General features: G+C 70.4%; 28 protein-coding genes. 26 read left to right on the top strand and 2 right to left on the bottom strand.

What is annotated here, in order from left to right:
* The first annotated feature begins 84 nt into the window (after positions 1-84).
* Genes V6N00_RS12450 through V6N00_RS12460 form a run of 3 tightly spaced genes read left to right on the top strand, consistent with a single transcriptional unit; the run spans position 85 to position 812 of the window.
* Entirely contained in the window at positions 85-330 is a 246-nt protein-coding gene (locus V6N00_RS12450; RefSeq protein WP_334232755.1) for a hypothetical protein, read from the top strand.
* Positions 327-680 (top strand): hypothetical protein, encoded by a 354-nt coding sequence (locus V6N00_RS12455; protein WP_334232756.1) that lies wholly within the window; start codon positions 327-329, stop codon positions 678-680. The genes V6N00_RS12450 and V6N00_RS12455 overlap by 4 nt, the downstream gene beginning before the upstream one ends.
* A 9-nt stretch (positions 681-689) precedes the next feature.
* On the top strand, positions 690-812 hold the full coding sequence (locus V6N00_RS12460; protein ID WP_334232757.1) for a hypothetical protein: 123 nt from the start codon (positions 690-692) through the stop codon (positions 810-812).
* An 8-nt stretch (positions 813-820) separates the two neighbouring features.
* On the opposite strand, the gene V6N00_RS12465 is transcribed toward V6N00_RS12460, so the two are convergent.
* On the bottom strand, positions 821-1507 hold the full coding sequence (locus V6N00_RS12465) for an 8-oxoguanine DNA glycosylase OGG fold protein (protein ID WP_334232758.1): 687 nt from the start codon (positions 1505-1507) through the stop codon (positions 821-823).
* 109 nt (positions 1508-1616) lie between these two features.
* Between V6N00_RS12465 and V6N00_RS12470 the strand changes: the two genes are divergently transcribed.
* The 23 genes from V6N00_RS12470 (at position 1617) to V6N00_RS12580 (ending at position 18737) form a co-directional block, all read left to right on the top strand.
* Positions 1617-1922: a helix-turn-helix domain-containing protein gene (locus V6N00_RS12470; RefSeq protein WP_334232759.1), complete on the top strand. Its 306-nt coding sequence runs from the start codon at positions 1617-1619 to the stop codon at positions 1920-1922.
* Between the two features lie 98 nt (positions 1923-2020).
* Entirely contained in the window at positions 2021-2362 is a 342-nt protein-coding gene (locus tag V6N00_RS12475; protein WP_334232760.1) for a hypothetical protein, read from the top strand.
* Position 2363: 1 nt separating this feature from the next.
* Complete coding sequence (locus tag V6N00_RS12480) at positions 2364-3065, top strand: hypothetical protein (RefSeq protein ID WP_334232761.1); 702 nt, start codon at positions 2364-2366, stop codon at positions 3063-3065.
* Between the two features lie 68 nt (positions 3066-3133).
* A complete protein-coding gene (locus tag V6N00_RS12485) occupies positions 3134-3682 on the top strand; it encodes a hypothetical protein (protein ID WP_334232762.1) in 549 nt (182 codons plus the stop codon).
* A gap of 82 nt (positions 3683-3764) precedes the next feature.
* Complete coding sequence (locus tag V6N00_RS12490) at positions 3765-4097, top strand: hypothetical protein (RefSeq protein ID WP_334232763.1); 333 nt, start codon at positions 3765-3767, stop codon at positions 4095-4097.
* A 178-nt stretch (positions 4098-4275) separates the two neighbouring features.
* Entirely contained in the window at positions 4276-4569 is a 294-nt protein-coding gene (locus V6N00_RS12495; protein WP_334232764.1) for a hypothetical protein, read from the top strand.
* Between the two features lie 44 nt (positions 4570-4613).
* A complete protein-coding gene (locus V6N00_RS12500; protein ID WP_334232765.1) occupies positions 4614-5057 on the top strand; it encodes a hypothetical protein in 444 nt (147 codons plus the stop codon).
* On the top strand, positions 5054-5599 hold the full coding sequence (locus V6N00_RS12505) for a hypothetical protein (protein ID WP_334232766.1): 546 nt from the start codon (positions 5054-5056) through the stop codon (positions 5597-5599). The genes V6N00_RS12500 and V6N00_RS12505 overlap by 4 nt, the downstream gene beginning before the upstream one ends.
* Positions 5596-6003: a hypothetical protein gene (locus tag V6N00_RS12510; RefSeq protein WP_334232767.1), complete on the top strand. Its 408-nt coding sequence runs from the start codon at positions 5596-5598 to the stop codon at positions 6001-6003. The genes V6N00_RS12505 and V6N00_RS12510 overlap by 4 nt, the downstream gene beginning before the upstream one ends.
* Positions 6004-6137: 134 nt before the next feature.
* Entirely contained in the window at positions 6138-6725 is a 588-nt protein-coding gene (gene orn, locus V6N00_RS12515) for an oligoribonuclease (RefSeq protein ID WP_334232768.1), read from the top strand.
* Positions 6722-7597: a nucleoside triphosphate pyrophosphohydrolase family protein gene (locus V6N00_RS12520; RefSeq protein WP_334232769.1), complete on the top strand. Its 876-nt coding sequence runs from the start codon at positions 6722-6724 to the stop codon at positions 7595-7597. Before orn ends, V6N00_RS12520 begins: the two co-directional genes overlap by 4 nt.
* Before the next feature lie 29 nt (positions 7598-7626).
* A complete protein-coding gene (locus tag V6N00_RS12525; RefSeq protein WP_334232770.1) occupies positions 7627-8124 on the top strand; it encodes a hypothetical protein in 498 nt (165 codons plus the stop codon).
* A 45-nt stretch (positions 8125-8169) separates the two neighbouring features.
* On the top strand, positions 8170-8511 hold the full coding sequence (locus V6N00_RS12530; RefSeq protein ID WP_334232771.1) for a hypothetical protein: 342 nt from the start codon (positions 8170-8172) through the stop codon (positions 8509-8511).
* Complete coding sequence (locus tag V6N00_RS12535) at positions 8508-9119, top strand: hypothetical protein (RefSeq protein WP_334232772.1); 612 nt, start codon at positions 8508-8510, stop codon at positions 9117-9119. Before V6N00_RS12530 ends, V6N00_RS12535 begins: the two co-directional genes overlap by 4 nt.
* Entirely contained in the window at positions 9116-9997 is an 882-nt protein-coding gene (locus V6N00_RS12540) for a hypothetical protein (RefSeq protein WP_334232773.1), read from the top strand. Before V6N00_RS12535 ends, V6N00_RS12540 begins: the two co-directional genes overlap by 4 nt.
* Before the next feature lie 80 nt (positions 9998-10077).
* Complete coding sequence (locus tag V6N00_RS12545; RefSeq protein WP_334232774.1) at positions 10078-11376, top strand: Fic family protein; 1299 nt, start codon at positions 10078-10080, stop codon at positions 11374-11376.
* A 324-nt stretch (positions 11377-11700) separates the two neighbouring features.
* Positions 11701-11949: a hypothetical protein gene (locus V6N00_RS12550; RefSeq protein ID WP_334232775.1), complete on the top strand. Its 249-nt coding sequence runs from the start codon at positions 11701-11703 to the stop codon at positions 11947-11949.
* Between the two features lie 81 nt (positions 11950-12030).
* Positions 12031-16695, top strand: a complete 4665-nt coding sequence (locus V6N00_RS12555; RefSeq protein WP_334232776.1) for a helicase-related protein — start codon at positions 12031-12033, stop codon at positions 16693-16695.
* A 26-nt stretch (positions 16696-16721) separates the two neighbouring features.
* Positions 16722-17003, top strand: coding sequence for a hypothetical protein (locus tag V6N00_RS12560; RefSeq protein WP_334232777.1), 282 nt, complete (start codon positions 16722-16724; stop codon positions 17001-17003).
* Positions 17004-17041: 38 nt separating this feature from the next.
* Positions 17042-17353 carry a hypothetical protein gene (locus tag V6N00_RS12565; RefSeq protein ID WP_334232778.1) on the top strand — a complete coding sequence of 104 codons (312 nt, stop codon included), beginning with the start codon at positions 17042-17044 and terminating at the stop codon, positions 17351-17353.
* 4 nt (positions 17354-17357) lie between these two features.
* A complete protein-coding gene (locus tag V6N00_RS12570; RefSeq protein WP_334232779.1) occupies positions 17358-17930 on the top strand; it encodes a metallophosphoesterase family protein in 573 nt (190 codons plus the stop codon).
* Positions 17931-17951: 21 nt separating this feature from the next.
* Complete coding sequence (locus tag V6N00_RS12575) at positions 17952-18365, top strand: hypothetical protein (protein ID WP_334232780.1); 414 nt, start codon at positions 17952-17954, stop codon at positions 18363-18365.
* A 21-nt stretch (positions 18366-18386) separates the two neighbouring features.
* A complete protein-coding gene (locus V6N00_RS12580) occupies positions 18387-18737 on the top strand; it encodes a hypothetical protein (protein WP_334232781.1) in 351 nt (116 codons plus the stop codon).
* A gap of 4 nt (positions 18738-18741) precedes the next feature.
* On the opposite strand, the gene V6N00_RS12585 is transcribed toward V6N00_RS12580, so the two are convergent.
* Positions 18742-19296: a hypothetical protein gene (locus tag V6N00_RS12585; RefSeq protein ID WP_334232782.1), complete on the bottom strand. Its 555-nt coding sequence runs from the start codon at positions 19294-19296 to the stop codon at positions 18742-18744.
* Position 19297 lies beyond the last annotated feature (1 nt).

The following is a 19297-nucleotide window of genomic DNA, read 5'->3' on the forward strand; positions in this document are numbered from 1 at the left end:
GCAACACGCTCTTACCGAACACCTGACCGACGTCAGGATTCACTGACAAACGTCGCTGGGGTTCACCGCCAAAGCCAGCCGCTCATGGTCACCCTCACAGCCACGTCCAACCCTTACCTCGCGCCCAGGCTGCCACTGCGGGGCCTGCTGAGCGTGCACGAAATGCGCACCAGCGGGTACGCCCAGCCGCGCAAGATGACCTTCCAGACCGTCGATGCGGACGGGAACCTGGTCGGGTCCCGGGTGGCCGTGGACGACGCCGAGTTCACCTACGCCCAGCCCCGCCCCGGCGAGGAGCGGCCACTGCCTACCACCGCCTCCGACCGGTGAGCCCGCGCAACGCCACGGCGTCAGCACCGTGGAACGTCCCGGCACCCGTCCCGAACGAGACGGCCCGCCGCTACCGGGTGCGCGCCGACATCCCCGCTTCGGGGCTGACCGCCGGCGACATCGTGATCGCCCTGCCCTGGGCCGAGCGCGCCGACGGGGCCATCACCGACCAGGCGGTCACGGTGCTGTGGCGCGAGGACACCGCCGAGCCGTGCGACGCCCGGCTGTCCTGGTACGAGATCCAGCGCGTTCCCGGCCGCATCCCCGTCACCCGATGGAACGACCGCTGGGTGCCCAACACCCTCACCCGCAAGCCCACCGCCCGCGCCCGCCGCTGGCACCACCGATAGGAGCACTCCATGAGCACCGTCATTGCCACAGCGGCAGACGCGATCCGCACCACTAAGCCGATGCTGATCATGGCCGCCGCGGACCTCTCCCTTCTCGCCGCGGCGCGCGTGATCGAGGTGGTCGCCGGCTGATCGCCCGCTCAGACCCGGTAGTCGACGAAGATCGACTGCTCGACCTCGTCGGGGCGGATGCCCAGCTGCTCAGCCCAGTCGGCAATCGCTGTCGTGTACCGCTCGTAGCTGGCCGGCGCCAGCCAGGAGGGGTTGAGCCTGCGGATCTGCGGGGCGTGCCTGGCGAACCAGTTCTTGACGATCTTGTCCATGATCGTGGTGATCGGCACGGTCCCGTGACGGTTGGCCGCGATGGTGGCGAAGCTGATGAACTTGGTCCCGAACGCGGCGTTCCACTGCGCGAAGAACTGCGGGTCGGCCTCTCGCCGCACCGTCGCCCACCGGTAGGCGGCGACGCCGCCCTCGGCCTGGGCAATCCCGGCGAGCTCGAGCAGGTCTGCGGCGAAGTCGCGTCCGTCCCCGGTGTTCAGACGCAGGATCCGCGCGGCGCGGGAGGCGTTGTACCCGGCGTTCGCCCACCCCCAGACGTAGGTGGCCAGGAATGCGTCGAGCGCGTCCTGCTTGGTGTCGATGTCCTCGAAGTAGCCGGTGACCACGGCCCGGTCGATCGGATCGGCCAGCGTGGCGAGCATCGGCTGGTCCGGCAGGGTGCGCACCCACCGCTGCCGGTCCCACCCGAACGCCGGCTGTGGCGGGCGGCCCTTCGCGTCCCACGCCTCGAACCGCTCCCGCAGGTCCGGCGGTACTTCGATCATCGGTCGTCTCCTCTGCGGGCAGATGCTCAGAATCCGAGCACAAATAATGGCGGCGAATGTACGCAAAGAGTACACTAATAGGGTAGAACAGCCCCGTAAAGGAGGAGCAATGGCTAGGCCGACCGCCCGTCCCGTGCTCAACGCCGCCAAGGAGATCGGTGACCAGGTGACCACCTGGCGCAAGCTTCTCGGCCTGACCGCCGAGCAGGTGGCCGAGCGTGCCGGAATCTCTCGGGAGACCCTGCGTCGCATCGAGCACGGCGACCCCGGGGTGAACTTCGCCGCCGTCCTCTCCGTCAGCCGCGGCCTCGGACTGCTCGACCGGATCGTGACGGCCACCGACCCGTACGAGACCGACCTCGGTCGCGCCCGGGCCGATCAGGCGCTGCCGCAACGGGTCCGACGGTCGGGATGACGGCGTTGCGGGCAGTCGCCGGCTGACGATGCGCGCATCGGCGTCCGTGCCGCACACATGAGGGGTATCACCTCGTGAACGAGCCCCAGGAGCACCCCATGACCGCCACCGTCATCGACTTCCCCCACCGCACCCGCACCAACGCCCCGGCCACCCACCGACAGAACCAGGCGACCGCCCGCGCTGCGGCGCCGAGCCCGATCCACGAGCTGCTCCGCCTCGCCGTCGTCGCCTACCGGGCCGGGTCGATGCGCACCGTCGGCACGGTCGCCAACCGGCACCACCTCGAGGTCGCCTACGCCTACCTGCACGCCGTCGCCGTCGTCGTCGAGAAGCCCGGCGTCGAGCTGGAACTGACCCGCCTGCTGGCCGCGGGCGTGTTCGACATCCGCCGCCTCGTCTTCACCGCCCACAACTGGGACGGCCCGGACGCCGCCTGAGATGCCCGCCTCCCCCACCGCCACCACCCCGGCCGCTCGGGCCGTCTGCGACTGCTCGGCCGACCACCAGCACGGCACCCGCGACATGTACGGCTACCACCGCTGCCGCTGCGTCCCGTGTGCGTCCGCCAACCTCGAGTACGGCCGTCGCGCCACCGCTCACCGTCGACGCCGGGAGATGGCCGACGCGGTCCCGGTCCGCGCCCGACTGCACGAACTGCGGATCGCCGGCTTCCACATGCGCACGATCGCCGAGGTCACCGGCATCAACGCCAAGGTCCTGGACTACGTCCTCACCGGCCGGAAGGGCCGCCTACCCTTGCGGGTCTCCGCCATTCACGCCCGCGCGATCCTCGCCGTCGGCTACCGCGACTTCAACGCCCAGACCCTCACCGCAGGGTCGAAGGTGAGCGGAGATGCCACCGCCGTCCGCGTCCAGGCGATGGTGGCCGCCGGCTGGACCGTCCGCTACCTCGCCTCGGAAGGCGGCGTCAGCGAGAGCACCCTGTTCAGGATCCTGGGCGGGAACGGGACCACCTGTGACGTCGAGCGCGCGGTCGCCTCGCTCTACGCCCGGTTGCGCGGCAAGGCCCCCGAGGCGAACACCATTGCCGAGGCGCAAGCCCTGATCCGCAGCCAGGTCAGAGCCGCGAAGCACGGCTGGACACCCGGGATGGCCGAGGACCTGCCCGCCGCCGCCTGACCCTGCGCGCGCGCCGGCCCTGTCCGCACACATGACGGTGGTCCCCGCCCCCGATCGAGGAGAGAACCATGGCCCGTCACCCCGCCGTCGGCACCATCCTGGACGGCATCACCCGCGCCATCGAGAACCACGCCTTCCACAGGACCGGCACCGGCGTCCTGACGGTCTGCACCCACCCGCAGTGCTCCCGTACCGGCGAAGAGATGCTCACCATCCTGGGCCGCAACCGTCACGTCGCCAACTCCGTCCTGGACGTGATCTCGGCCCATTTGAAGGACGATCCCGACTTGTACGACGAGCCGCCCACGCCCGAGGACTGGGAGGCCATGCGCCAGGACGATGAGGAGCTGCTGGAGGCGCTGTTCGGCCGCACTCTGACTCTGCACCTGCCCGGTCAGGAGCCGGCGATCCCGGCAGTGCCCGGGGCGCTGCTGCGCACGGCGGACCTGCAGCCCGGGGACCGGGTCGAGGCGCGCAAGGCCGGGGAGCCCCGCATCATGACGGTCACGGAAGCCGCCTCATCCCGGGACGGTGGCTGGTTCACCGACAACGGTGTCATCGCGGGTCACGAGCGCGTCACCCTCCTCGAGCGTCCCGCCGGCCCCGCCGCCTCCTGATCCTGCGCGCCCCGCGGGCGTCCGGGATGGTGCTCGATACGCTGTGCGGGACGGGAGCGGCCCGTCCGCACACATGAGGGGCATGAGCACTGACATGACCGACATCGACACCTCCGGCATCGGCACCACCCGGTCCGCCCGGCTGCAGATGCGCCTGGCCGACCTGCTGGACCGCGCCAACGCGCACCTGGACGAGCCCATGTCCGCCGACGTGCGCGGTCTGATCTTCCGTGCCGTCGAGTCCCCCACCGGCATCAACTGGATGCGAGCCCGCCGCTACGCCATCACCGAGGACCACTCCCTGTGGCAGGCCCTCGTCGACACCGGCATGGACGTCAACCGCACACCCTATGGCCCGGAGATCGTCGACGCCATCGAGGCGCACCTGGACCGGCTCGACACCGCCGGCGACTGAGGCGGCCATGCCGGCGAACAGGCGTGAGGCGGAGGTAGCGGCCCTGGCGGTGACGATCGAACGGAGCTTCCGTGCCCTCGCCAGCGGCACAGGTCCTTCGACCGCAGGGCGCACCCGCAGCACCCGACGACGAGGCTCACCGTCGACGGACAGGCGAACCGCCGCACACATCGGAGGCATGATCGATCTCTCGCCTCTGATCAACGCGATCGCCGAGGCCTCCTTCGGGCACCGCATGGTCCAACGCGTCAACGCCCCCGGCTGGACGTGCAAGAACCCCGACTGCGGGTCCCCGGTGATCATGAACGTGCTCGGACGCCGCCAGCACGTCGCCAGCATCGCCGTGGGGAACCTGCGCACCGTCCTCGGCCCGGGAACCGAGCTGACCGACGACCAGGTCATCGCCCTGCTCACCGAGCTCACCGGCCGCACCGTCACCCTCGCCCCGTCCGAGGAACGGCACGCCGCCTGACCAAGCTGTCGAAGGGCGCGGCCGGTGCCGCACACATGGGGGCCATGAACGATGACAAGCGCGCCCGACTGCAGCGCGAGAAAGCCGGCGAGCCCTACCCCTATCCGGAGGCTGAACCCGAAGGCGAGCGTCGGCGCTGGTTCGGGGACCCCGCCAAGACGATGGTCGCCGCCATGAGCGTAGGGGCAGCCCTCATATTTCTGGCCTACACCTACGTCTTCTTCGTTCTCAGCGGCAATCCCCCGGCGGAGTCGCAGCGGGCCGAGGCCACGAAGATCTCCTCCACCTACGACGTGCGAGTCATCGACGAGCACGCATCCAGATTCCTCAGCTCCGGAATGAACGTCGTCCCGGCCGACACCCCGACCGTGAACGGCACCCAACAGTCCATCTTCTGCTCGTACCTCACCAACGGTGACGTCGATCGTGGGGAGCCTCTGCGCTGCGACGGCGACCGGATCATCAACCCGAAGAAGGCGACCCGATGAGCGACCTGCACATCGAGAAGCTCCCCGCCCGGATCGCTCGATCCGCGTGCCAGGTGCTGACTCTCGCCGCGCCCACCGACCAGCACGTCACCTCTGACCTGTCCCTGTCCGGGGCCGTCCGCTTCGACCCGAACGACCGTTACCCCGAGTACAGCAACGACGCCGTGATCGCCGCCTACAAGGAGGGCTGGGAGTCAGCGTTCCTCACGGCCGGCGACGCAGTGCGCGCGCTCGAGGCGGTCGCCGCCGAGCTGACCGCCATGCGCGCCGATGGGTTCCGGGCCGCCGACGCCGCCGACCGCATCGACCGGGCCATCGGCCGCAGCCTCGACGCGCCGACGCCGGGCCCTGCGATCGAACCGGACACGATCGAGGAGACTCCCGACGATCTGACGGACGACCAGCGCGCCTGGGCCGCCGTCCGATCGCTCCGCGACGACCTCACCCGTTCACACCCCAGCCCCGCCCCGTACACGGTCGAGTCCACGGTGATCGACCGGCTGGGCGCCATCCTTGACGACCCGAAGGAGTCCTTGCTGTGAGCGACGAAGGCCTGGCGTTGAAGTCTGGGTCCTCCCTCACCGGACCCAGTCATGCGGCCAACCTGACCCGTCGCGTCCACGACGCCGACCAGGCAGCCACGGAAGGACCGTGGAGGCGCAGCGTTGACAATGACAATGAGAACGAAATCGTCGCTCCCGGCCCGAAGGAGACCGATTGGGTTACCACGGTGGTGCGGGACGTCGACGCGGACCTGATCGCCCTCTACCGGACCGCCGCCGAAGTGCTGGCCGACATCGTGGACGACATGCTCTCCCGGCACGTGCTCGCGTGGCGCGAACTGGCCGACGGCAGCCGTGTGCAGGAGTGCCAGGGGTGCCAGATGGCTTGGCCGTGCAACGACGTGCTGGCGGCCGAGCGGATCGCGAAGAAGGCCGAGTCGTGAAGGAGGACGTGCGCGAGGCGGTCCTGTGGACAGGCGGGCCGTGAACGCACCGCCCGACCAGCGGAAGTCCTGTCGGCGGCCGGTGAGATGATCGGCCGCCGCTCAACGACCCAATCCACCACCAGGAGGAACCCATGACCACCCCTACCGCCGCCGATCGTCTGTTGTGGCTCGACGTCGAGACCACCGGCCTGGACCCCGCCGGCGGGCACCGGCTGCTGCAGGTCGCCGCGATCGTCACCGACGTGCCCGGCAACCAGCTCTCCGACGAGTTCGAGCGCGTCGTCCACCACACCGCGGCCGAGAAGCAGGCCGCGTGGGACATCACCGGCGACTTCGTTCGCGAGATGCACACCAAGACCGGCCTCTGGGACCGGCTGGAATCCGGCACGCCCCTCGCCCAGATCGACACGGAGCTGCACGCCTTCCTCACCGAACACGCCCCGGGACGCCGGCAGGCGCGAATCGCCGGCAACTCCGTGCGCCTGGACGCCAATTTCACCGACGCCAACCTGCCGACGACGGCCGGGCACCTGCACTACCGGGTCGTGGACGTCTCCACCATCGCCTTCGTCGCCGAGGCCCGCGGCTGGGCGCCCGGCCACTTCGAGAAGAAGACGACGCACAACGCGCTCGACGACATCCGCGAGTCCCTCGCCGAGTACCGCTGGCTGAACGGGCACATCGAAGGCGCCATGAACCTGCTGCGGCCCGCGTCGTGAGCACCGCGCCACTGAGGGTCTTCGTGGCCACCGGCGTCGTCCATCACGACGCCCACGACCCGGCGGAACTGAACGGGAAGCGAAGGACATACCTGGTGGTCGCGCGCCACCGCGCCACGGCGGCCCTGATGATCGCGAACACCGGCCCGCACGACTTCCGCGAATCGGACCTCAAGCTGCTCCAGGAGGTGTGGGGCAGCACCGCTGCGTGGCTCGCTCAGTCAGGGGTCCTGGACTACAACGACGACGCGGTGCTCGCATTCGCGGGCCTTCCCGGAGCGCGAGTCACGGTCTTCGCCTGGGCGGGGGTCGCCTGGCATCGCCTCGGCACATTCACCCCCGGGCTGGACGGTGGCGCCGGACACTTCGAGGCCACCGGCTACGTCATGGTGGACCCCGAGAGCGGGACGAGCCGCCCCATCGTGCCCTCGCCCAGGCTCGCGGGTGCACCTGACGATGTCGTGACGATCGTGCCGGCCCGTCCCTCCCTGGATCGGGACCAGTTCGTGGACTCGATCCGTCAGATCGTGGCGGTCGCCGCAGCGAACAACCGGGCCAGCGGCTTCCGGGACCGGGACGAGGTCCTGACGACCGGCACGCCGGAGGAGGTGCTCGAGCACTTCGCCCTGTCGCTGCTGATGGTCACCGGCGAGATCAACGAGGCGCTCGACGAGCTGCGGGCCGGGCGCGCGCCTGACGAGACGTACCTCGGTGCGGGCGGCAAGCCGGAGGGCTTCCCGACGGAGATCGCCGACGCGGTGATCCGCTGCTTCGACGTGGCCGACAAGGCCGGCTTCGACCTCGGCGCCGCCATCGTGCAGAAGCTGGACTACAACCGCACCCGCCCGTACCGGCACGGCAAGATCGCCTGACCCACCGCCCCGAGCACCCCGGAGAAGACATGAGCACCGCCACGACGACCAGGCCAGCCGTCGCCCAGTACGGCGTGGACCAGTTCCGCGAGCAGCCTACACAGCTGGTCGCCAGCGAGCTCGGCAGGCGCATGGCCGATGCGCGCCACGGCGGCACCGAGATCGCGTCGACGCTGGAACTGATGGACGAGCTCGGCATGCGGGACGCCGCTCCCCCGCAGCAGCAGGTGGTGACGCGGGTGGAGATCTGCGCGCTGGCGCTGGCTCGTGCGCGGGCGGACCGGGTCTACGACAGCGAGGCCGCCCAGGCCACCCAGGCGTTCACCGAGGTGCTCACGGAGACGTTCGGGCCCACCATCTCGGTGCGCGGCTGGATCCCCGGCGAGAGGATCAGCGTCAACGGCGAGAGGTTCGAGCTGACCGGGCGGCCCTGCGAGAAGTGCGAGACGTGCCCCGAGGCGTTCGGTGTCGGTGCCGGCATCCGCTGCGTCGACCAGGCCGGCTGCGGGCACTCGTTCTGCTACTGACCACACCCGTCGCCTGAGGCGGCCAGTGCCGCACACATGATGGCCATGAGCGACACCAACGTGCCCACCGGCGCCCAGCCCCTGCTCACGTCCGCAGCCCGGGCACAAGCGATGACTGCCATCGAGTCCGCCGTCAAGCCATGGTCCACCAGTACGGACATCATCCCTATCCTGCACGGTCCGATGGCGCGGATCACCGCCGCCGCCGTGAGCGCCGTCGCGCCAGTCATTGCCGCCGCGGCGCTCCACGCAGCAGCCGATGGTATCCGTCGCGCCGACCGCTCCCCCGGATCGGACGCGCAGCGCATCGCTGACCAGCTCGACCGGAACGCCGAGGCGATCGAGGCCACCGCCGCCGCGCTGGCCTCGACGGGAGTCGGATCGTGAGCTTTGAGGACGCCGCGACGCACGTCCAGATCCGCGGCCCGCTACCGCTCGACGTCGCCGGCACCCTGCTCAACGCCATCGGCCGGGTCTACCCGAGCACCCGCGTGGCCCCCGTCGACTACGGGGACGCCCTGCACCTGGTCATCCCCCGCGGTGATCGGCCGGTCGACGCCGACCTGTCCGAGGGGTTGCCGGTCGAGGTGCTCCGGCTGGACCCGTCCGGGCTGTCCCTGACCACGCCCCGCGAGATCGCGGTGATGCTGGCGACGGTGATGGAGGACGCGTTCGCGGAGAACGAGCCGGAGAACTACCTGGAGTTCACGATGGAGGTCCGCCCGACCTCGGGCCGCGGCCGCCGGTACGCGATGGCCTTCGCCCGCAGCCGCGAGCAGACCCCCGCCCAACTGCGCGAGACCGCCGAGCGCAAGCTCGAGGAAGCCAACGCCCGGATCGCCGATCTCGAAGCGCAGGTCGCCGCGGTGCGCGCCCTGGAATGGCCCGCCGATCAGCGAGCCGCCGAGGACTACCAGCGTGGGCGTCGGGACGCCTTCGACGCCGCCGTGCAGGCCATGGACGATGCCGCCGAGAACGTCCAGGAGAAGCCGTGACCATCGCAGAGAGCGCCACTCCCAAGAAGGCGACGGCCGGCGACGTGCTCGACACGCTGGAGCGGTCGTACTCGCCGAAGAAGGACTGGCCCTCGGGGCTGTTCATGCGCGAGGTTGGCGCCCCGGACGGGAAGCGCCGCGCGGACGCACTCTGGCTGCCGGCCGCGGTGTCCGGCGCCGTCGGCACCGGCATCATCGGCCATGAGGTCAAGGTCTCACGGGCCGACGTCGTCGTGGAGCTGTCTGACCCGTCCAAGGCCTGGTCCTGGCAGCGGTACTGCACCCAGTGGTGGCTGGTCATCCCGGACGCCAAGCTGATCGACGGGCTCGAACTGCCCGTCTCGTGGGGCGTGAAGGTGGCGCCGACCCGGGTCAACGGCCGCACGTTCACCGTCCTGCGCGACGCCCCGATCCTCGAACCGGAAGACCTCTGCCCCGCCCTGGCCCGGATCTCCACGAAGCTCGCCTTCGAACGGGTCAAGAAGGACGCCGCGGTAGCCAAGGCCGAGCGGATGCAGGCCTACGCCGAGGGCCGACTCGAACGCGCCGAGCAGGACGCAGCGCGCCAAGGCCAGGCCACCCTCAACCCGCTGACCCCGTTCATCGAAGCCGTCGACGCAGAGATCACGAGGCTGCGGGAGCAGAACCCGAGCCGAAACCCGCTGTGGTCCATCCGGCACATCGACGCCTCCGACGTCGCCCAAGCCCTCCTGGACCTGCATCAGACCAGGGCGCTGACCACGGACATCAGCCACGTGGCCAACGGCAAGTTGCGGCAGCTCGAACTGCTGCTGGGCGATCTGCGCGACTCGGCGGTGCTGCGAGATGCCAGCCGGGTGCTCGGTGAGCTCAGCGAGAAGGAATCCCGAGCGGCGTAGTCGGAATCCATACCACGGTATTCCGATTTGGATATGCTTAGTCGGAATAACTAGCGTCCTATTCCGAGAAGGGAGCTTCGGTGCCATTTCAGCCCGACCAACATCCTCGCGGCGCCAACCCCGCCAACCGGGGACAGTTCGGCGCCGTCGTGCACTCCGAATCCGCCGCCCGCCTGACCCCCGACGCGCAGGTGCAGATCGACCCCCACGAGACCAGCGCCGAGCCCTGGCAGCAAGCGTTCCGTGGCGGCACGGCCGAGGACCGGAAGCTCAGCTCGGTCGACGTCTCACTGCCGCCCCGGATCGCCGACTTCAACCCGAGCGTGCCGCCGGCCCTGGCCGCCGAGGCCGAAGAAGCGATCCGCGTGATCACCACCCTGGACGCCACGCACGGTGAGCACCTCGCCCCGCTGTCCACCTTGCTGCTGCGCGCCGAGTCCGTCGCCTCTTCGAAGATCGAGCACGTCGAGGCGACCCTCGACGACTACGCGCGAGCCCTGCACGGCAGCCGCGCGAACGCTTCGGCCTCCTCCATGGTCGCCTCCACCCGCGCCCTGGACGACCTCATCCACTCCGTCACCGGCGGCGGAGACATCCACCTGGACGCCATCCTGCGCGCCCACCGCACCCTGATGGCCGACGACCCCAACGAGCAGCCCTACGCCGGGCGCGTCCGCGACATGCAGAACTGGATCGGCGGTTCCGACCACGCCCCACGCATGGCCCTCTACGTCCCGCCGCCGCCCCAGACCGTGCCCGGCTACCTGGAAGACCTCACCCGCTTCGCCAACCGCGACGACCTCGGCGTCATCGTTCAAGCCGCGGTCGCCCACGCCCAGTTCGAATCGATCCACCCCTTCACCGACGGCAACGGCCGCATCGGGCGCGCCCTGATCAACACGATCCTGCGCCGACGCGCCACCACCCACCACGTCGTGGTGCCCATCGCCTCCGCCCTGGTCGCACGCCGCGAGACCTACTTCGACGTCCTGGGCGCCTACCGCGACGGGGACGCCGGCCCGATCATCCACTCCCTCGCCGAAGCGTCCACCATCGCCGCGGACGAGTCCCGCACCAGCGCCCGTCGGCTGGCCACGATGCCGGAGGAGTGGACGGAGGCAGCAGGCCGGCCCCGACGGACCAGCGCGACCGCCCGCCTGATCGGCCAACTGCTGGACGAACCGGTGTTCTCCGCCGACGAGGCCGAGCTGCACATCGGTGGCGCCACCTCCAGCGTCTACACCGCCATCGAGCGGCTCCACGGCGCCGGCGTCATCCGACCGCTGACCGCCCGCACCCGGAACCAGGTGTGGGTCGCCGCGTCGCTGGCCGACGAGCTCGATGATCTGGGACACCGAATCGCCGCACGAGCCCGCTGACGCGCGACGCGGCAAGAGAGCAGGCAGGGTCAAAGGTCAGACATCGACTGGTGTCCCTCGTATTGCATGGGAGATCCACGAATCGGCACTTGGTACTGCACAAGCGCACCGGTCGTGCGAGGGCGCGGTCGTGGACGGCCATTTGCTGTCTGGGAGCATCACAGAAACCAGCGGAAGGGCGAATCCCAAGTACGAGAGCCACGCCCACGTTGGTGGGTCCGGATAGATCAGCCCTAGTCCAAGCGTCCCGGCCAGGAGCGCCCCCGGTGCGACCCCCCAGCGCATGACGGCTCCCCACCGATCGGTCTGGACGATGAACGCAGCTTGAAGGGCAACGCCGACGAATGGGTACGCCAGCGGCAGGAGGAACTGCCAACCGTCGTCGACGGTGAAGCCTTCGTGGTCAGGCTCAAGAAACAGAATCGCTCCGGCTTTGAGGACCGCGACAGCTGCACCCAGGTTGAGGAAGAACCCGATCATCCTCGGGCCGACGATCTGGACCATCCACGACCTGAGCCTGACCCCCATCTTCGATCCTTCCCCCCGATGTCGCTGATGCACGGGGAAGTCTAATCGGCAGGTCGACGTGTCCAGAGCCGCCAGCGTGTCCGCACACATGGGGTGTGTCACCGACCCCGAGAGGACACACCGACGATGGCCCCCACCCTGACCGCCGCCCGAGCCGGTCTCGCCGCGCTCACCCTCGCCCACCAGCTCGCCGAGACCGGCGCCGTCCCGTCGCGGGAGCAGGCCGACGTGCTGGCCGGGTGGACCGGCTGGGGTTCCCTCTCCCCCGCCTTCGCCCCCGACGCCACCGGGGGGTGGTCCGCGATCGCTGAGGAGTTGGCCGGGCTGCTGACCGACCGGCAGCTGCACACCGCCTCCACGTCGCTGGACGTCTCGTTCTTCACCCCGCACACCGTCATCGACGCCGTCTACGACATCCTGACCGCCACCGGCTTCACCGGCGGCCGCGTCCTCGAGCCCGGCTGCGGGACGGGGGCCTTCATGCACCACGCTCCCGCGCACCTGGACCTGGACTTCGTCGGCGTCGAGCGGGACGAGACCAGCGCCCTGATCGCCGGACTGCTCGCCCCGAACGCCCGCATCCTCACCGGCGCCCTCGAGGACACCCATCTGGCCGCGGGGTCCTTCGACGCCGTCATCGGCAACGTCCCCTTCGCCGCCGGCCACGTCTACGACCCGGCCGCCGAGATCAGCGCCCCCAGCCTGCACGAGTTCTTCTTGCGCAAGAGCCTGCACGCGCTCCGGCCCGGCGGGTACCTGATCGCCCTGACCTCCCGGCACACCATGGACTCCGACTCCCTCAACGCCCGGATCCTCAAGCCCCACGGCGGCCAGTTCGTCGCCGCCATCCGCCTGCCCCGGGAGGTGTTCGCCGCCGCCGGCGCCGACGTCATCTCCGACATCGTCATCATCCGCCGCGCCCCCGCCGGGGACCGGGCCTACGCCTCGCCGCGGCCGGTCATGTTCGAGAACACCGTCGAGGTCAACGGCTGGTGGGAGGTGTATCCCGAGCTCGTCGTCGGTCGGATGCAGACCACCGGCCAGTTCCGGTGGCCGCTGACCGCCACCAGCACCGACGTGCCTGCCGACCTGGCCGCCGCCGTGGCCAGCGCCAAGACCTTCGTCGCGAACATGCCCTGGCTGCCCGCGGCCACGATCGCCCCGATCGAGGTTCAGGAGAGCGAGCACGGGTACAAGGAGGGCTCCTTCCAGCTCCTCGACGGCGTCGTGCACAAGGTCACCGCCGGGGCCCTGACCCCCGTGGCCCGGCCCGGCAAGAAGCTGCTCGCTCTGATCGGGCTGCGCGAGGCCGCCTTGGCCCTGCTGGCCGCCGAGACGGACACCGCCACCCCGGACGCCGACCTTGACCCGCTACGCACCACGGCCCGGGAGGCGTACGAGGCGTACGCGGCCGCGCACGGGCCGATCAACGCCGGATCCCTGCACGAGGGCAAGACCGACCCCGAGACCGGCATCCCGATCCTGACCTGGCGGCCGGGCAACCTGGCCGGCTTCCGCTCCGACCCCGACTTCCACCTGGTCGCCTCCCTGGAGCGCTATGACCAGGAGACCGGGGCCGCCGGCCCCGCCCCGATCCTGCTGCACCGCGTCAACAGGGCCCCGGTACCGGTCACCCGCGCCGACACCCCTGCCGAGGCCCTGGCCATCACCCTGGGCGAGACCGGCACCCTGGACCTGGCCCGGGTCGCCGGGCTGCTGGGGATGGCCGACGATGCCGCCGCGGTGACTGCCCTCGGGGACCTGGTCTTCGCCGACCCGGCAGCGCACGGCGCGTGGACCCCGGCCCGGGACTACCTGGCCGGCAACGTTCGTGCCAAGCTGGCGGCCGCCCTGGCCGCGGCCGCCACCGACCCCGCGTACGAGCGCAACGTCACCGCTCTGACCGCCGTCGTGCCCGCCGACCGGGACGCCACCAGCATCCGGGTCAACCTGGGCGCCCCGTGGCTGCGCCCGGCCGACTTCGCCGCCTTCGCCCAGGAGGCCTTCGGCCTGCAGTACACCCCCACCATCGAGTACGTGCCCGCCCTGGCCCTGTGGGACACCCCCGACACGGGCGGCTCCGCCGAGGCGAAGCTGGCCTACGGCACCCCGCACTACGAGCCGATGGCCCTACTCAAGCTCGGCCTGAACAACCGGGCACCGGTGGTCAAGACCTGGGACGGGCACAAGGACCCGGAGGCGACGGCGGCCGCCCAGGAGAAGCTGGACGCGATCCGGGACGCATTCGCCGAGTGGATCTGGACCGACGCCGCCCGCGCCGACCGCGTGGTGGAAACCTACAACGACCTGTTCCGCTCCCACGTGGCCCGCCGCTCCGACGGCTCCCACCTGGTCTTCCCCGGCATGTCCACCGACCTGATCCCGCACCGGTGGCAGCGCGACATCGTCGACCAGATCATGTCCAGCCCCGCCACCCTCTGCGGCCACGTGGTCGGGTCCGGCAAGACCATCTCCATGGCCCTGGCGGCCGTGAAGCTGCGGCAGACCGGGCTGGCGAACAAGCCCGGCATCATCGTGCCCAACCACCTGCTCGAGCAGATCAGCCGCGAGATGCAGCAGGCGTTCCCGGCCGGCAAGTTCCTCATCGCCACCAAGGAGGACCTGACCCGGGAGAAGCGCCGCGCCTTCGCCGCCCGCTGCGCCACCGGCGACTGGGATGCCGTCGTGATGACCCACCAGGCGTTCACCTCCCTGCCCGTGCACCCGATGGTGGAGGAGGCCTGGTTCGCCGAGAAGATGAACGCCCTGACCGCGGCCATCTACGAGACCGGCCGGTACGGCAACAACGCGCGGGCGATTTCCCGCAAGAAGCGCTCCTACGAGGGCAAGCTGGAGAGGATGCGCGCCAACGCGCTCACCGACACCGACCAGGTCTTCTTCGAACAGCTCGGCATCGACTTCCTCGCCGTCGACGAGGCTCACGCCTTCCGCCGCCTGGACATCGAGACCATGTCCGGGTGGGCGCCGGGGGCCTCGAAGCGGTCCACCGACCTGCTGCTGAAGGTCAACCACCTGCGTGCCACCCGCCCCGGCAAGCCGGTGCTCGCCCTGTTCACCGGCACCCCGCTGGTCAACTCCCTCACCGAGATCTTCGTGTGGCAGACCTTCGTCCAGCCCGAGGCCCTGGCCGAGGCCGGCCTGACCAGCTTCGACGCGTGGGCGGCCACGTTCGTGAAGTTCTCCTCCGTCATCGAGGTCTCCCCCGAGGGCGGGTCCTTCCGCACCGTCACCCGGCCCGTGTCCATCCGCAACGCCGGGGCCCTGCGCTCGATGTTCCTGCGCAACGCCGACATCCTCACCGCCGAGGACATCGGCCTGGAACGCCCGGCCGCGGCCACCAACTCTGTGACCCTGCAGCAGACCCCCGCCCAGCGCGCCTACACCGACCACCTGGTCACCCGGGCCGAGCAGCTGCGCCACGGTGGCGGCACCACCGAGGACAACATGCTCGCCGTGTGCGGGGACGGCCGGAAGGTCGCCCTGGACCCGGCCCTGGTCGGGCTGGCCGAGGCCTCCGTGAAGGTGGAAGCGATCGCCGACGCCGTCGCGGAACGCTACCGTGCCGGGGCAGCCACCACGTTCCCCGGTTCGACCGAGACCGGCACCCTGCAGCTGGTCTTCTGCGACCTGGGCACCCCCAGCCAGGCCAAGGGCTCCCAGACGTACGGGCGCATCCGGGCGGCTCTGATCGACCGAGGTGTGCCCGCCGGCCGGATCCGATTCATCCACGAGTCCGCCGACGACAAGTCTCGCGCCTCCCTCTTCGCCGCGTGCCGCGCCGGGGCCGTCTCCGTGCTGCTGGGCTCGACGATGAAGATGGGCACCGGCACCAACGTCCAGGCGCGCCTGTCCGACGTCCACCACGCCGACGCCCCGTGGACCCCGGCCGACTACGAGCAGCGCGAGGGCCGGGCCCTGCGCCCGGGCAACGGCAACGCCACCGTCACCCTGCACCGGTACGTCGTGGAGGGCACCTTCGACGCGTACATGTGGCAGACCCTGGAACGGAAGGCCCTGGCGTTCCGGATCCTGACCTCCGCGTTCGACGACGACGTCGTGGAGCTGGACGACATCACCGAGACCGCCCCGACCTTCACCCAGATGAAGGCACTCGCCTCGGGCAACCCGCTGCTGCTCGCGCACGCCGAGGTCGCCGACGAGGTGAAGCGGCTGCGGGTCCTGCGCGCCGTGGACACCCAGTCCGTCAACGGGCTGCGGAAGAAGGCCGAGGCCGACACCGCCGAGGCGGCGTCGCTGACCCGTCGGGCCGAGCGGATCGAGGCTGCCCTGCCGGGCATCACGGCCTCATCCACTGTCCACGACCGAGTCGACGTCGCCCGCAGGCTCGGCCACGCCGCCAAGGAGGCCCGCGCGGACCGCTACGGATACGGCCGCGGTCTCGGCTACCGCGGGCTTGAGGTGAGCCCGCGCAAGGACCGCAACGTGCTGGTCCTGGCCCTGCTGGACGGGTACCGGGAAATCGGAACCCTCCAGGTGGGCGGCAAGTCCGTGGTCGGGAACGTGGTCACGGTCGGCGACAGGCTGCTGGAGCTCGTCGACGCCGAGATCGACGCACTGCCGGAGTCTGTGACTCGCGGACTCGCCCGGGCTTCTGAACTGCGCGCGGAGGCCGCCGAGACGAAGGCCGCAGCTGACGCCTACCGGTTCTCCCGGCAGGACGAGCTGGACGCCGCGGAGGCGGAGTTGGCCCAGATCAACCGCAAGCTGGAGGCCGCCGCCGACCAGACCCCCGAACTAGCCGCCGCGTGACGGCCACCCCGACATCGAGGAGAGCCATGTCCAAGCCCACCCTGACCGCCCGGCAGCGCGACGTCCTGTTCGTGGTGTCCCAGAACGAGCCCGCCTCGGCGAGGTACGTCGCGGAGTCGGTGCTCTCGTACGCAGATGCCGCGCGGTCCCGGCTGGACCGCCTGTGGCGGCGAGGCCTGCTGGACCACCAGTACGGCGGCCTCCCGTCCGGAGTGCGCGTCGGCTTCGTACTGACCGCAGCCGGCCATCAGGCCCTTGAAGCTCTCGATCTGCCGGAGGACTACGAGCCGGGCGACGACGTCGACTGACGGTGCAGGAGGCGGTCCGGTCCGCACACATGGGGGTCATGACGAAGAAGATGAGCGCCAAGACCGCCCGGCAGTGTCTGGAGGCTGTCGCCGACTGGCTCGGCCCGCAGCTGGGCTACACCGGGCCCGCCCCCACCGGCTCGGACGCCGCGCGGTCGGCCCTGGGCCCGGAGCTGAACATGGCCTGGGACTGGCCGAACACGCCGACCCCGACGATCCTGCTCGAGGGCGGACCGGATGACTGGGCGATCCGCGCCGCGGCCGACGAGACCCTGACCACCCGGTTCGCTGAGCTCGGAGTGTTCGCCGAGCCGTACGCCAGCTACGCGCTGTGCCTCTACCCCGCCTGAGGCGATGAGCATCATCTACTACTGGTCCGACCTGCACCTCGGGCACCAGCTGGTCGCGACGCAGCGCGGGTTCGCCACCGTCGCCGAGCACGACGCCCACGTCCTGGACACGTGGCGGAATCGGATCGGCCCCCGGGACACCGTCTTCGTCCTCGGCGACCTGACCATGGCCAACCTCGGCCCCGCGCTGGCCGTGCTGGCGGACCTGCCCGGCACCAAGCACCTGATCCTCGGCAACCACGACGCCGGCCACCCCATGCACAAGCGCTCCCTCGGCCAGCAGCGCCGCTACCTGGACGTCTTCGCCACCGTCGGCACCCAGGCCCAGCGCCTCATCGCCGGGCACCGGGCCCTGATCAGCCACTTCCCGTACGCGGGCGACCACGACGGGACATCGGACCGGTACACGCAGTGGCGGTTCCGCGACGAGGGCAGCTGGCTGATCCACGGGCACGTGCACGAGGCGTGGACCGTCCGGGAGACGCAGATCAACGTCGGCGTCGACCGGTGGATGGACGGGCCCGTGCCCGAGTCCCGCATCGCCGAACTCATCGACGCCGGCCCCGCCCACTACTGACCGCACCGACAGGAGATCCCCATGGCCTTCCGCAGCCCCTTCACCACCGAGACCGACGACCAGGAGCGCGCCCGCCTTGCCGCCGCCCCCGAAGGCTCGACCAACCATGAGCTCTCCGGCCTGCCCGTGCTCAATCCTCACCCCGCGCGCGCCCAGGTGCTGGAACTGCCCCGGCCCTACGACGGGCACCGGATGGTCGTGATGCCGCTCGAGTTCAGCCCCGGCGCCACCACCGGCGCCGACTGGTGGAACACCGCGCCCGAGGACCGGCCGCTGCGGCGGCACGACGGCTCCTGGTACTGCATCGTGCTGGCCTCCACCCACAAGGCCTACCCCGTCGGCGGTCACGACCTGGCGATCTCGGTCTCCGAGCTGCGCCGGGCCCGACCGGTCGACCTGCTGGCGACCTCGATCCCCCAGCCTCACCAGTCGTAACCCATCCGAGAGGAGACCGTCATGGCCTACGGCCAGCCGTCCTTCATCGCCGTGCATCTGCTCGGCGTCGATCACCCCGACCTGCCTCACGTCCAGCAGGTCGTCAGCCAGACCGCCGGCTACCCGCACACCGCTGGCCCGCACCTTGACCGGGTTGGCGGCCGCGCCAACTCCATCTTCACCATCACCGCGATCACCGTGAATCGCGGCATCGTCTACTTCGCCGATGACAATTACCTCGGCTGGGCCGACGAGCTCGCCGACGTCGCCGAGCTCTCCCGGTGCTTCCCGCGGATCACGACCCGGATGCCGGGCCTGCACACCGATCCGGAGGGTTGGCCGCTCACCGCCCCGCCGACCCGGATGCGCTGAGACGTCAGGGGGACGGGCTGGAGCTGCCCTTGCCGTCCTCGTAGCTGCCGCCCGTCCCGTACTGCGGGTCGAGCTTGTCCCGGTACAGCTTGTAGCTCTCGGGGTGGTCCCGGCACGGAGCACGAACGACGACCTCCATGCCCCCGTTCATCTGGCCGACGGCTTGGATGGACAGGTCGGTCTTCGCCCAGCCCACTTCTCGCTCGGTGCCGGCCACATCCTTGCGCTTGTCGAAGCCGTGGCTCTTCGCCCAGGAGTCGATACGACCGATCAGGGCATCGGTCTCCGCTCCCTTCTTCGTGTTGAAGCGGAGGCCGGCGAGCCAACTGGACCTGGTTTGAGGGTTGGGCTGGTCGGGGTTGACGCACGTCCGATCGCTGAACGACTCGATTGTCATGGGCCCGTTCAATTCGTCGAGCCCGGTCACGACCTCGCGCACGGCGGCGGCATCGCCCTCGGCGGACTGGCTGTCGTCTGGACTCGACGAGGGCACGGCGCAGCCTCCTAGGACGACGGCCATCACGAGCGCCGTCAGCATGATCATCGGTGAACGGCTCATC

It is taken from the genome of Tersicoccus mangrovi (assembly GCF_036881825.1).
GTDB lineage: Bacteria > Actinomycetota > Actinomycetes > Actinomycetales > Micrococcaceae > Tersicoccus > Tersicoccus mangrovi.